13 protein-coding genes are annotated in these 12,083 nt (G+C 45.4%); 6 read left to right on the plus strand and 7 right to left on the minus strand.

The genetic code is table 11. From position 1 onward, the window contains the following. Window positions 1-23: 23 nt before the first annotated feature. Window positions 24-230: a hypothetical protein gene (locus IE103_RS07555; protein WP_189345428.1), complete on the plus strand. Its 207-nt coding sequence runs from the start codon at window positions 24-26 to the stop codon at window positions 228-230. On the opposite strand, the gene IE103_RS07560 is transcribed toward IE103_RS07555, so the two are convergent. The 5 genes from IE103_RS07560 to IE103_RS07580 form a co-directional block, all read right to left on the minus strand. Continuing rightward, on the minus strand, window positions 222-1,217 hold the full coding sequence (locus IE103_RS07560) for an NAD(P)H-dependent glycerol-3-phosphate dehydrogenase (RefSeq protein ID WP_189345429.1): 996 nt from the start codon (window positions 1,215-1,217) through the stop codon (window positions 222-224). The two genes, IE103_RS07555 and IE103_RS07560, sit on opposite strands and share 9 nt — an antisense overlap. Window positions 1,218-1,270: 53 nt before the next feature. Next, a complete protein-coding gene (locus tag IE103_RS07565) occupies window positions 1,271-1,723 on the minus strand; it encodes an SH3 domain-containing protein (RefSeq protein WP_189345430.1) in 453 nt (150 codons plus the stop codon). A gap of 112 nt (window positions 1,724-1,835) precedes the next feature. Continuing rightward, the gene (secB, locus tag IE103_RS07570) at window positions 1,836-2,327 is read right to left on the minus strand and encodes a protein-export chaperone SecB (RefSeq protein WP_189345431.1); all 492 of its coding nucleotides are present in this window, start codon (window positions 2,325-2,327) and stop codon (window positions 1,836-1,838) included. Between the two features lie 233 nt (window positions 2,328-2,560). After that, window positions 2,561-2,824 carry a glutaredoxin 3 gene (gene grxC / locus IE103_RS07575; protein WP_189345432.1) on the minus strand — a complete coding sequence of 88 codons (264 nt, stop codon included), beginning with the start codon at window positions 2,822-2,824 and terminating at the stop codon, window positions 2,561-2,563. Between the two features lie 9 nt (window positions 2,825-2,833). Further along, complete coding sequence (locus IE103_RS07580; protein ID WP_189345433.1) at window positions 2,834-3,235, minus strand: rhodanese-like domain-containing protein; 402 nt, start codon at window positions 3,233-3,235, stop codon at window positions 2,834-2,836. A 144-nt stretch (window positions 3,236-3,379) separates the two neighbouring features. Here IE103_RS07580 and gpmA point away from each other — a divergent pair, with 144 nt between their 5' ends. The 4 genes from gpmA (at window position 3,380) to IE103_RS07600 (ending at window position 8,049) form a co-directional block, all read left to right on the plus strand. Beyond that, window positions 3,380-4,126 (plus strand): 2,3-diphosphoglycerate-dependent phosphoglycerate mutase, encoded by a 747-nt coding sequence (gene gpmA, locus IE103_RS07585; protein WP_189345434.1) that lies wholly within the window; start codon window positions 3,380-3,382, stop codon window positions 4,124-4,126. 4 nt (window positions 4,127-4,130) lie between these two features. Then, window positions 4,131-5,525 carry a murein hydrolase activator EnvC family protein gene (locus tag IE103_RS07590; RefSeq protein ID WP_189345435.1) on the plus strand — a complete coding sequence of 465 codons (1,395 nt, stop codon included), beginning with the start codon at window positions 4,131-4,133 and terminating at the stop codon, window positions 5,523-5,525. Between the two features lie 175 nt (window positions 5,526-5,700). Continuing rightward, window positions 5,701-7,167, plus strand: a complete 1,467-nt coding sequence (locus IE103_RS07595; RefSeq protein ID WP_189345436.1) for a S41 family peptidase — start codon at window positions 5,701-5,703, stop codon at window positions 7,165-7,167. 126 nt (window positions 7,168-7,293) lie between these two features. Continuing rightward, window positions 7,294-8,049 carry a HesA/MoeB/ThiF family protein gene (locus IE103_RS07600; protein WP_189345437.1) on the plus strand — a complete coding sequence of 252 codons (756 nt, stop codon included), beginning with the start codon at window positions 7,294-7,296 and terminating at the stop codon, window positions 8,047-8,049. Window positions 8,050-8,055: 6 nt separating this feature from the next. Here the strand turns inward: IE103_RS07600 and pabB are convergent, their stop codons facing one another. Continuing rightward, window positions 8,056-9,909 carry an aminodeoxychorismate synthase component I gene (pabB, locus tag IE103_RS07605; protein WP_229827166.1) on the minus strand — a complete coding sequence of 618 codons (1,854 nt, stop codon included), beginning with the start codon at window positions 9,907-9,909 and terminating at the stop codon, window positions 8,056-8,058. Window positions 9,910-10,219: 310 nt separating this feature from the next. On the opposite strand from pabB, the gene IE103_RS07610 reads away from it, so the two are divergent. Further along, a complete protein-coding gene (locus IE103_RS07610) occupies window positions 10,220-11,470 on the plus strand; it encodes a hypothetical protein (RefSeq protein WP_189345438.1) in 1,251 nt (416 codons plus the stop codon). 113 nt (window positions 11,471-11,583) lie between these two features. Here the strand turns inward: IE103_RS07610 and IE103_RS07615 are convergent, their stop codons facing one another. Continuing rightward, on the minus strand, window positions 11,584-12,042 hold the full coding sequence (locus IE103_RS07615; RefSeq protein ID WP_186891595.1) for an Lrp/AsnC ligand binding domain-containing protein: 459 nt from the start codon (window positions 12,040-12,042) through the stop codon (window positions 11,584-11,586). Window positions 12,043-12,083 lie beyond the last annotated feature (41 nt).

The raw sequence follows: 12,083 nt of genomic DNA on the forward strand, positions 1-12,083 counted from the left end.
CTGGTTAAACAACGGAGTCTGATATGCCAGGCTGTAGAAAGCGTAAATGCTTGAATAAGTTTCGCCGACCTATGCGTAGGCGAGATTTGTTGACGCGGATGTTAGTCGACCTTGGTATGACCTACGCCGAGTCGTTCGGCGGTCTGAAAGCGATCGCATTTTTACGCGAGAAAAATGTACCCGAGCCGGTAATTACTCGGGTGATTGGCAACGATTATCCCTTATATTGATTCAGCCTTGGCGTCGCGCGATAGCAGGCGCTCTATCATTTCACGTGCTGCTACTTGTTCAAATAAGACGCCAGCGACCGCATCGGTAATTGGCATCTCTATGCGCAAATCGTGTGCTAAGGCTTTTACTGCTTGCGCACAACGAACCCCTTCGGCGACATGACCTAATTCTTGTACGATGAGGTCTAGGGATTTACCTTCTGCCAATGCAAGTCCTACTTTGCGGTTGCGAGAGAGATTGCCGGTACATGTTAGGATCAAATCACCGACACCGGTCAGCCCCATCAAGGTTTCTAGACGCCCACCGAGCGCGGTAGAAAGTCGATTGATCTCTGCTAACCCTCGTGTCATCAGTGCGGCACGCGCGTTCAAACCTAATCCCAAGCCGTCGGCAACACCAGTTGCGATTGCTAGAATATTTTTGACGGCGCCGCCAACTTCGACACCGACCACATCATCACTAGAATAAATACGTAGATTAGGTCCATGTGCGGCATCAACCACCATGCGACAAAGCGTATTCGAACTTGAAGCTATCGTTAGCGCGCAAGGCAAGCCCTGTGCGACTTCTTGTGCAAACGAAGGGCCTGATAAAGCACCAGCTAGGATCTGATCTCCCAATTCTTGTTTGACCACTTGATGCGGAAGCAAGCGAGTTGATTCTTCAAAACCCTTGCATAGCCACACCACATTTTTGAGTGGGTAAGATTTGCACTGTTGCAAAATAGGTCGTAGGCCCGACACCGAACTGGCAATAATCAATAATCCATCGTCGAGCGCATGTCTTAGGGCTAAATCGAAGTCGGCACTCGCCTGTAAATTTGCCGGAAGTGGGAAACCTGGTAAGTAATGTTGATTTTCGCGCGCGACTTGTGCCGCCTCCATCGCAGCTTGATTGCGTCCCCACAAAATGACCTGATTTTTTGCTGCAAGTGAAATAGCTAAAGCAGTACCCCAAGCGCCAGCGCCGAGAACGGTAATTTTCATCGTCAACCTAATTTAGCGGTGTGTTATAAGAGTGTGCAGATCAAAGGCGGAACTTATAGTCCCCATACTTCGCTGGTTCGAACAAATCCTGTTTGACCATCGCGGTGCTTTACTTTGACCCAAGCACCAATTGCCGGTTCTGCCATTTCTAACAAAACGTTTTTATCTGCGCTAAATACCATGCTCGCAGATTCTTCTGGTGCAACGCGAATCCTAGCAGTCGCGGTTTTGACGATTAAGTTGCGTCTTGGGATTAAATCTTTTGCCTCTACCCAACTGAGGTCGCCATTCATATCGCGCACGCGGCACCACGCACCTGAAGTCAGAATGATTTCGACTGGCATACCAGCAGGTGCCACATAGATTTTCATGCCACGTGCGGAAGGCGCGTCATACATGATGATAGGCGTCGCTCCAACGGAACGAAACTCGAGCGCAAAAGAAGAAGTGGAGACAGAACCCAATCCTAACAAAACCAGTATTGATAGTCTGGAGATAAGGCGCATTGCGTAACCCTAGGATGAAGATCTAAAAGAGAAAACCCACTAGGTCTGGTTTCAGGCTTAGTGGGTTCGTCAAGCAATTCATCGCGTAATGCTTAAATTGCGTACGCAACAATTAGTGCGTAGTTGCAGCAGCTTCAGTGTTACCAGCTTCTGCAGCCAATCGAGCTTGTTCAGCCATATTTGCTAAACGTTGTTGGTAGAAAGCTTCGAAGTTGATTTCTGTCAAATGAATCGGAGGGAAACCAGCGCGAGAAATTGCATCCGCTACGTTAGAACGCAGGTAAGGATAGATAATATTTGGGCAGCCGATGCCTAACAATGGATCCATTTGATCTTGTGGAATATTGCGCGCTTCGAAAATGCCTGCTTGTTTTGCTTCTACCAAGAAAGCAACTTTGTCTTTTACTTTAGCAGTAACAGTCACTGTCACAGTAGCTTCAACGATGCCTTCAGCCAATGGCTCTGCGCCTACGTCCAATGTTACTTCGATGCTTGGTGCATCTTGTTCCAAGAAAATCGCTGGAGAGTTAGGTTGTTCGAGCGATAAATCTTTCAGATAAACGCGTTGAATTTGGAAAATTGGCTGCAAATTTTGGTCTGACATGTGACACTTTCTTAAAATTCTATAAATTAATCAGGAACAACTAGCTACTTACATAGGGACAATTGAAGAATATTCAAGTCCCATTCTGCCGTGATCCATGCGTGCTGCGAATAATTCATGCAAATAAACTATGCTGACTAACCAAGCAAACTGAGGTGACGAAACAGAATCAGCCTTCTATTGTAGCAAGCAGAGTGAAAAAACCGCAATCAAAGCCGCTTGTGCAGTGCGGTTTATGTTGGATTTAGCAGCGAATCAAGTTTTCCAGCACGGTCTAAGGCGGATAAATCGTCGAAACCACCGACATGTGTTTCTCCGATGTAAATTTGAGGCACGGTACGGCGCCCAGTTTTTTGCATCATCGCTTCGCGCACAGCAGGATCGAGATCAACTCTTACTTTCTCGATTTCTTCAACACCTTTTGATTTCAACAAACGTTCTGCCATGACACAATAAGGGCAAACAGCTGTGCTATACATTACTACATGGGCAACCATGACCACTCCTTACTTGATTGTTGGTAAGCCTTGCGACTGCCAAGCCGCAACACCACCGTCTAAACTAAATGCTTTCTCAAAGCCGGCTTTATTTAAAATTGATACTGCAGAACTTGATCGTACACCGCTGGCACACACGGTGATGACGACATTGCCCTTTGATTTTTCAATTTCTTTTATTCTTGATTCTAATTCTTTTAATGGAATGTTTTTTGCGCTTGGCAAGTGACCTGTCGCAAACTCTTCTGCGCTACGCACATCCAAGACCAAGGTTTTGGCTTGATTCATGTATTGAGTCGCTTGTAGTTGAGAGACTCTGGCGCCACGTCTTTGCAAGTTAGGAAGTAAAAGAGCCCCGCCAGAAATGATGGCGATAGAAAGCAGAAACAGATTGTCGCTAATGAAATTCACAGTTTTCCCGCGTTAAGAATGGTTATAAGTGGTTAAAGACAAGCGCCTCATTATAAAATAGATGGCGAAATTAGTTTTAAACTGTTTTAAATATCAAGCACATTCTATCTTGTCCTTTTCAACCCCGTAATTTAAGCAAATATTATGTATAAAATTGTATTGATGCGTCATGGCGAATCCACTTGGAATCTCGATAATCGTTTTACTGGTTGGACTGATGTTGATTTGACGGAGAAAGGCGTGGCAGAAGCGCGTCAAGCAGGAAAACTTTTGAAAGAAGCTGGTTTTACATTTGATTTGGCGTATACCTCCGTCCTCAAACGTGCGATTCGCACACTGTGGGGTACTTTGGATGAGATGGATTTGATGTGGTTGCCAGTGCAACATGATTGGCGTTTGAATGAGCGTCATTACGGTGCATTGCAAGGCTTGAATAAAGCGGAAACTGCGGCGAAGTACGGCGATGAACAGGTTTTGGTATGGCGTCGTAGCTATGATACGCCACCGAATCCTTTAGATGAAAATGACGAGCGCACTTCTTTTAAAGATCCGCGTTATGCCGCATTAAAGCGTGAGCAAATTCCCTTAACCGAATGCTTAAAAGACACCGTCGCCCGGGTGGTTCCTGCTTGGGAAGATTCGATTGCGCCAGCAATTCGTTCAGGAAAACGTATTATTGTGTCGGCACACGGCAATAGTTTGCGTGCTTTGATCAAGATGTTAGATGGGATTAGTGATGAGGATATCGTCAACTTAAACATTCCTAATGGACAACCATTGGTTTATGAGCTCGATGCGGATTTAAAACCAATTAAGAGTTATTACCTTGGCGATCAGGCAGCGATTGCAGCTGCTTTGGCAGCGGTCGCGAGTCAAGGGAAGTCGAAATAATTTGATGTTTTCCTTTTTGTTTCGTCACAGCTTGCGCGGCAAACGGCCTTTATCTCATTCGATAAAGGCCGCTTGCCTGCTTTGTTCACTTGGTCTTTGCTCGACTGTTTTGCTTTCTAATCCTGCATTTGCGCAAAGCGCACGTGCTAAGGAAAAGAAACAGGCGGAAGCGAGCCGCATAGAATTGCAGCAAAAATTAAAGGCGCTGAAAAAAGATATTAGCAAGACCGAGTCTGCGAAAGAAAAAGCCAGTGACGCCTTGGAAGAATCCGAACAGGCTATTTCTGAAGCCAATCGTTCGATTCGCGATTTGCAGCTTGAGCAGCAAGCGGCCAATGAGCACTTAAATCAATTAATCGCAGAGCAAGCCCGTTTAAGCGCACAAGTAGAACAGCAGAAAAAGCAATTGTCTGATTTTCTGCGACGGCAATATATGCACGGTGATAGTGACCGCATTAAATTACTTTTATCTGGCGACAACCCAAATCGAATTAACCGTGATTTGCATTACATGAGTTATGTCTCGCAAACACAGGCAAAAATGATCGCCGCGTTACGTACCAGCTTGGAAGAAATCGAAAAAAACAAACAAGCCGCGCAGGAAACCAAAGACGAGCTCGATGAAATCGCCCAAGAAGAGCGCGAACATAAACAAGGCTTAGAAAAAGAGAAAAAGCGTCACGCTGCATTGCTTTCACAATTGGCAAGCAAACTACATACGCAAAAGAAAGAAGCGGCGAGTTTGGAAAAAGACGAGCAACGTTTGAGCAATCTAGTTTCTCGTTTGAATAAATTGATGGAAGAGCAGGCCAGAGCAGAACAAGCGCGTTTGGCACAATTAGAAAAGCAGCGACAAGAGCGACTCGCACAAGAAAAAGCGCAACGTGAAAAAAATCAAGTTGCGGGCAAAAATTCAAGCAAGTCAGTGCCTGATGTCGAAGAAAACAAAGTTACCAAAGGCATGGTGGTTGAGCAAACGCCAGTCGCCGGAATGTTTGATGGACGAGAATTTAATCGTCTTAAAGGGCAATTGTTTTTGCCAGTGAAGGGCGAGTTAATTGCCCGCTTTGGCACAAAGCGCGGTGATGGGCCGAGTTGGAAAGGCTTGTTTATCAAAGCCAATGAAGGTGCGGAAGTGAAGGCGGTCGCGGCTGGTAAAGTCGTGTTTGCCGAGTGGCTACGTGGTTTTGGCAATATGATTATTTTGGATCATGGCGGCCAATACTTGAGTCTTTATAGCAATGCGCAAGCGGTGTTAAAACATGCTGGCGATGTCGTGAAAGCAGGCGACACGATCGCCAATGCGGGCAACAGCGGCGGTAATGAAGAAACAGGTCTATACTTTGAAATGCGTTACAAAGGTCAGGTATTTGATCCGATGACATGGGTGCGCAAATAATACGAAATACGAGCAATCCTAATCATAGTGAATCGTGGCAGTTCACTTTAGCTAGTCAAATCTGAAATAGAGAATGGGTAGTTTTGGGGTGCGGAGCAGAATAGGTTTCCATGCTGAGTTTTCTAGGTTTAGTACGATAGATATAATTAAGTACGATTAAGGCGATTGCAAGAAAATGGGCAGTAAATTAAAAAGTTTAGGCTTGGTTGGATTCGGCGTGGTTGTCGGAGTTGCAGCTTCGCTGCAATATTCTGCGCTCGCACAAAAAATGCAAGGTTTGCCTTTGCCATTAGAAAAACTCAGCGAGTTCACTGAAGTTTTCGGCATGATTAAGTCAGATTATGTTGAGGCGGTGGAGGACGAAAAATTATTGGACGAAGCGATCAACGGCATGTTTGGCGCATTAGATCCGCATTCTGCTTATTTAGACAAGAAAGCTTTCAAAGAATTACGCGAAGGTACAGAAGGAAAATTCATCGGTTTGGGTCTAGAAGTCGGTATGGAAGATGGCTATGTGAAAGTCATCTCGCCAATTGAAGACTCGCCAGCTTCACGTGCCGGCATTTTGCCTAGTGATTTAATTACTCGCATTGATGGTGTACCGATCAAAGGATTGAGCATCGATGACGCTGTTAAAAAAATGCGCGGTGAGCCGAACACAAAAATCACATTGACGATTGCGCGTAAGACCGAGGATAAACCTATCGTCGTTACTTTAACGCGCGAGCTAATTAAACAACATAGTGTCAAAGCTAAAGTGGTCGAGCCAGGTTATGCATGGCTGCGTATTTCGCAATTTCAAGAGCCAACACTAGACGACATGGTTAAGAAGATTAACGCGATCTATAGCCAAGAACCTGCGTTAAAAGGCTTGGTGTTGGATCTGCGTAATGATCCCGGCGGCGTATTACCTGGCGCGATTGGCGTTTCTGCGGCTTTCTTGCCGAAAGACGTGGCGGTGGTTTCTACTAATGGCCAAGTCGAAGATTCCAAGCGCATTTATTATGCCAAACGTGAATTTTATGCCGGCCGAGTTGGTAGCGATCCTTTAGCCAAGTTGCCCGCTGCGGTGAAGCAAGTACCGTTGGTGGTGTTGATTAATACGGGTTCTGCATCGGCGTCGGAAATTGTTGCTGGTGCTTTGCAAGATTATCGTCGTGCCACGATTTTAGGCACGCAAAGTTATGGTAAAGGTTCGGTACAGACTGTGCATCAAGTTACCGATGAGACTGCCATCAAGCTCACCACCGCACGTTACTACACACCGCTAGGGCGCGCGATCCAAGCCAAAGGTATACAACCGGATTTAAGGGTTGAAGAGACTGCCGATGGCGACGGCTTTAATGCATTGCGTTCTCGCGAGGCTGATCTGATCAAGCATTTGAGCAATGATAAAGAGGCCGAAGGCGAAACCACAGATCTTGATGAACTTGAAGAAGAAAAGCGTCTAATCGAATTAGCGAAGAAGAGCGTTCCTGTCGAGTTCGGCAGTAAAGAAGATTTTCAATTGCAGCAAGCCTTAAATCATTTAAAAGGTTTGCCAGTGAAAGTGACGCCTTTAAAAAAGTTAAAAGCTGAAACAGCCGCTAACGATGCTAACTTTTCTCCATCCAAAGCAAAGCCCAACGCACAAAAGAATTAATGCGTCAGTTTGAGTCAATCAAGATGCGTCAAAATGAATGCATGCATCTATGATTGCGATATAGATACTTGCATGTTGTTACTGACTGTAGCGCTTTTTTGCAGCAGTCTTAGTTGAAGAATTCCTATGAACGACGATCAATTATTGCGTTACTCGCGGCATATTTTGCTAGATCAAATTGGCATCGAGGGGCAGCAAAAACTATTGGATGCGCGCGTCTTGGTACTTGGCGCAGGCGGACTCGGTTCGCCAGCTGCTTTGTATTTAGCGAGTGCCGGCATCGGTCATTTGACGATAGTCGATGATGATGAAGTTGACTTGACCAATCTTCAGCGGCAGATCTTGCACACTACGGAGCGTGTCGGTCAGAGTAAGGTTGCATCTGCCAAGTTGAGCCTACAGCAAATTAATCCTGAAGTACAAGTTGAGGCAATTCAGGAGCGTTTGCAAGGTGATCGTTTGCGTGATTTGATTCGTGCTGCGGATGTGGTGTTGGATTGCAGCGATAACTTTGACACGCGGCATGCCGTGAATGCTGCCTGTGTTGAATTTGCGACTCCTTTGGTTTCTGGTGCTGCGATTTCTTTTGATGGGCAGATTAGTGTGTTTGATAGCCGCAAGCAAGATGCCGCTTGCTACGCATGTTTATTTCCAGCCGAGCAGCGTGTTGAAGAAGTACGTTGTTCGACGATGGGCGTGTTCGCCCCTTTGGTGGGTATCATCGGCACAATGCAAGCGGCTGAAGCCTTAAAGTTGGTGATGGGTCTGGGTCAAAGTCTACAAGGCCGACTGATGCTACTTGATGCGATGCACATGGAGTGGACCACGATCACGGTACCTAAAAATCAAGAATGTTCTGTTTGTGGGCAATCGCACCCTTAGTTTGCATTAGCAAAGTTTTGCTTGCATTGCGCCACGTAAGGCGTTGCAGATGATGATCTCATCTGCGCGTTTTAATTCATCAAGACTAAGCGAGCGTTCAATTGCTTGTAGTTTGGGATCTTCTAATAAGACACTGCGCATCACACCGGGTAACACGCCATCATCTAGTGGTGGCGTGAACCACTGTGTACCAAGGCGCACGAATAAATTGCTGCGACCACCTTCGGTTATATGGCCGTTGGCATTGACGAATAAGCTATCGAACGCGCCGAGTGATTCTGCTTGTTTCCAAGCGCGATCGTAAATTGCGCGGTGGCTACTTTTATGTGCCAGAAAAACAGTCGAAGTGGTACAAGGCTCTGGGCTGATCATCAGTTTAACTGGCTCGGTGATCGGTGTTAGCTCCACATACTGTATGTGGATTTCACCATCAGGTTTAAGCGACAAACGTAGCCGATATGGCTTAGCAGCTTGTAGCTGTGAACAAGCTTGTTTAAGCGCATCTTGAAGCGCCGTTTTATCAAACACAAAAGCAAAATAATTTGCGGATTTTTCTAAGCGATTGAGATGACGTTCTAGATGCCGACAGCCATCCTCATACGTCGCATAAATTGTTTCGAACAAATGAAAATCTGGACGTAAACCGGTTAAGAACTTAGCCTTCAACGCACATTCAGCAAACTCCTCGTGCGCTTTGCTATCAAATACGATACCTGCGCCTACCCCCATTACACCGGTGCGACAGCCATTCACATCTTCCGCTTGCAAAGCTAAAGTACGAATCGGCACAGACAAACAGAAGTCACCAATTTGCTCAGATGAGGCGGGCGGGTCAAACCAACCAATTGCCCCTGTATAGATACCCCGATCCTCGATTTCAATTTCACGAATGATTTCCATCGTTCGATGTTTCGGTGCGCCAGTGATCGAGCCGCATGGGAACAATGCTGACATGATCGTGTCTAGTCTCAGATCATCACGTAAGCGTGCGCTGATTGTTGACGTCATTTGCAATACGCTGGTGAAGCGCTGCACCTCAAATAAGGCGGGAACTTTGACTGAGCCTGTTTCTGCGATACGTCCTAAATCATTGCGTAATAGATCAACGATCATTAAATTTTCGGCACGGTTTTTAGGATCAAGACTGAGTTGTTCTGCAATCACGCGATCTTGTTCGTCATCACCGCTTGCGGCGGCGGTACCTTTCATCGGCTTCGCGATCAATTGTCCTTGTTGATGACGGATAAATAATTCAGGTGATAGTGACAAAATTGCGTCGCCATTCGGCAATGCGATAAACGCAGCAAAAGGTACCGGTTGTCGCAAGCGTAGAGCTCGATATAACGCGACGGCGGAACCGTAAGTTTCAAAGTGGAGTCGATAGGTGTAATTGACTTGATAGGTATCACCTGCCGCGATGTAAGCGCGAATTTTTTCGATGGCGTTCGTAAATTCGTCTTGATCAACGTTTGCGCGAATCGCACGTATGCCCGCGACTTCTTGCGCAGATTGTTGTGCTAGCCAATCGCTGACTTGCTGTTTCGTCCAATGCTGACATTGACGAAAGATCAGTAATTGCGTTCCTGGATGAACAAATTTTTGTGGCGTGCGAGAGGAAATTGCATGTAATTGGGCACCCGTTTCATACGCCAATACCGCCAGTACAAAGTATCCAGCATCCAGTGCCTGTTGCGCTTTTGTCCATAGTTGTGACCAATGATCGGCGTTGGGACATTCCACATGCTCGATTAAGTCGCTATAGAAACGGGAGTTCGCCTCATCGCTTTGCGCATCATCAAGTAGTGCGAAGCAGTGCTGAACTGAGTTGAGAATGCGGGTCGTTGTTGAAGAGCTGGACACAATATATACGCCTGAATCGAATGCACGTTAGTTTACCTGTAGATTGCTATTCTTGCAGCAGTGCCAGAATTTTTGATGGAATGTGAATAAAAGTAAAACTTGATGCGAATTAAAGAAAATAACTGCAACCAAATTGTGCCTGCTGCGTTAGCAGTGGAGAGTCGCTATAAGTCCGAATAAACGCGTTATAATGCGCGGACAAAGTGGCTCTATAAGCAGTCCTCAAGATGATAATTTGGTGGAGACTGCCAGCTACACATACAAAGTTTTACTTGGGTTGTCCTATTCATTCGCTCACTATACTAAAGCCATGATAAAAAAATCTCCTATCGCCTTGGCGGCACTCATTTTAGCCCTTGGAACTGCATCGGTTTCTGTACTTCCAGTGACTGCGCAAGCGCAAACTGCCGAAGAAAAAGCAAAGAAAGAAGTCATTCGTAGTGAATGGTCTAAGCCGTACACAGAAATTCAAAAGCTGATTGGTGAAAAACAATACCAAGCTGCTTTAGAAAAAGTTGCGGCATTAGATGCCTCTGACAAGAAAACAGATTACGAAGTATTTTTCTTGCATCGTACACGCGCTGCAATTGCCTCTGGTATGGGCGATAACGTCGCCTTGGCGAAGAGTTTTGATGCAATGATCGGCAGTGAGTTTTTGCCACCAGCGGATAAGTTGCGTTTCATGGAAGGTATGGCAGGAACTTTCTATAACTTGAAACAATATGCGGAATCACAAGTGTGGACTAAGCGCTATTTAGCTGCTAACCCAAGCAACACAATGATGCAAGATTTGATGGTACAAAATTACTACTTAGCAGATGATTTTACGAACGCTTTAAAAGAAGTCAAAGCGCAAGTAGCGAGTGATGAACAGGCTGGTAAAGTACCAGACGAAAAACGTTTGCGTTTATTGCACGGTTCTGCAATGAAATTGAAAGACATCGATTCTTCAACGCAAGCTTTAGAGTTATTAGTGAAATATCATCCAACCAAAGAATATTGGGCGGATTTGATGTATCGTCTGATTAGTAAGCAAGGTTTTAGTGATCGTTTGCGTTTAGATTGGTATCGTTTGATGTTGGCAAATGAGAACCTAGAAGACGATACGCAATATATGGAAATGGCAGAGATCGCCTTGTTGGCTGGTTTGCCATTAGAAGCAAAAAATATTGTCGACGCAGCCTACAAAGCAGGCTATTTCGGCAAAGGCAAAAATGCAGCTAAGCATAAGCCTTTGCAAGACAAAGCGAATAAACAAGCGGCTGATGATGCGAAAACCTTGGATGCTGGCGAAGCTGCAGCGAAAGCCACCAAGACTGGTTTAGCGATGACCAATATGGGCTATAACTTTGTCACTTACGGACAATATGAACGTGGTATCGCTTTGATCGAAGCTGGTTTAGCAAAAGGTGGTTTGAAATACCCAGAGGAAGCGAAGCTGCACTTAGGTATCGCTTATCACAAGGCGGGTAACAAAGCCAAAGCCGCTGAAGTGTTAAAAACGGTGCAAGGAAATGATGGTGCGGTCGAATTGGCTCGCTACTGGACTTACATGAAATAAGTGTGATTATTGTCTAGAAATTGCCTAGAAAAAAAGCAGTAAAGATTTCGTCTTTACTGCTTTTTTATTTGTGTTAACCCGTTATTTCGTGATTTTGCTGCGTGAACTTATTTCTATTTGATTGGTAAGGCAGTGGTGTTCTTTACTTCTTCCATCACTGCATAAGTATGTGTTTCGCGCACACCACTTAATTGAAGTAGTGATTTACCGAGGAAGTCGCGATAAGCATTCATGTCTTTAACGCGTGCTTTGACTAGGTAATCGAATCCACCGGCAACCATGTGGCACTCTAAAACTTCGGGAATGGCTTGGACTCCGCGTTTAAATGCATCGAACACATCTGGTGTGGTGCGGTCTAATACCACTTCGATAAAAACCAAGAGCGCTACATCGAGTAAGTGTGGATTAAGTTGGGCGGTATAGCCTAGAATGTAGTTTGATTCTTGCAATTTGCGAACACGTTCCAAGCATGCTGCTGGGGACAAGTTAACGCGCGTAGCAAGTTCTACATTACTGATGCGGCCGTCATTCTGTAATTCGGCCAAGATTCTTTTACTGATTTTGTCTAGCATAAGAAGGCATTGTTAGTAGTAGTTGAGTAATTATTACGTGT

The sequence above is a fragment of the Affinundibacterium macrobrachii genome (assembly GCF_014652415.1).
GTDB lineage: Bacteria > Pseudomonadota > Gammaproteobacteria > Burkholderiales > Burkholderiaceae_D > Undibacterium > Undibacterium macrobrachii.

Bases quoted from the DNA above. Each gene is read 5' to 3' on its own strand.
- IE103_RS07555 (WP_189345428.1), top strand. From the start codon at position 24: ATGCCAGGCTGTAGAAAGCGTAAATGCTTGAATAAGTTTCGCCGACCT.
- IE103_RS07560 (WP_189345429.1), bottom strand. From the start codon at position 1,217: ATGAAAATTACCGTTCTCGGCGCTGGCGCTTGGGGTACTGCTTTAGCT.
- IE103_RS07565 (WP_189345430.1), bottom strand. From the start codon at position 1,723: ATGCGCCTTATCTCCAGACTATCAATACTGGTTTTGTTAGGATTGGGT.
- secB (WP_189345431.1), bottom strand. From the start codon at position 2,327: ATGTCAGACCAAAATTTGCAGCCAATTTTCCAAATTCAACGCGTTTAT.
- grxC (WP_189345432.1), bottom strand. From the start codon at position 2,824: ATGGTTGCCCATGTAGTAATGTATAGCACAGCTGTTTGCCCTTATTGT.
- gpmA (WP_189345434.1), top strand. From the start codon at position 3,380: ATGTATAAAATTGTATTGATGCGTCATGGCGAATCCACTTGGAATCTC.
- IE103_RS07590 (WP_189345435.1), top strand. From the start codon at position 4,131: ATGTTTTCCTTTTTGTTTCGTCACAGCTTGCGCGGCAAACGGCCTTTA.
- IE103_RS07595 (WP_189345436.1), top strand. From the start codon at position 5,701: ATGGGCAGTAAATTAAAAAGTTTAGGCTTGGTTGGATTCGGCGTGGTT.
- IE103_RS07600 (WP_189345437.1), top strand. From the start codon at position 7,294: ATGAACGACGATCAATTATTGCGTTACTCGCGGCATATTTTGCTAGAT.
- IE103_RS07610 (WP_189345438.1), top strand. From the start codon at position 10,220: ATGATAAAAAAATCTCCTATCGCCTTGGCGGCACTCATTTTAGCCCTT.
- IE103_RS07615 (WP_186891595.1), bottom strand. From the start codon at position 12,042: ATGCTAGACAAAATCAGTAAAAGAATCTTGGCCGAATTACAGAATGAC.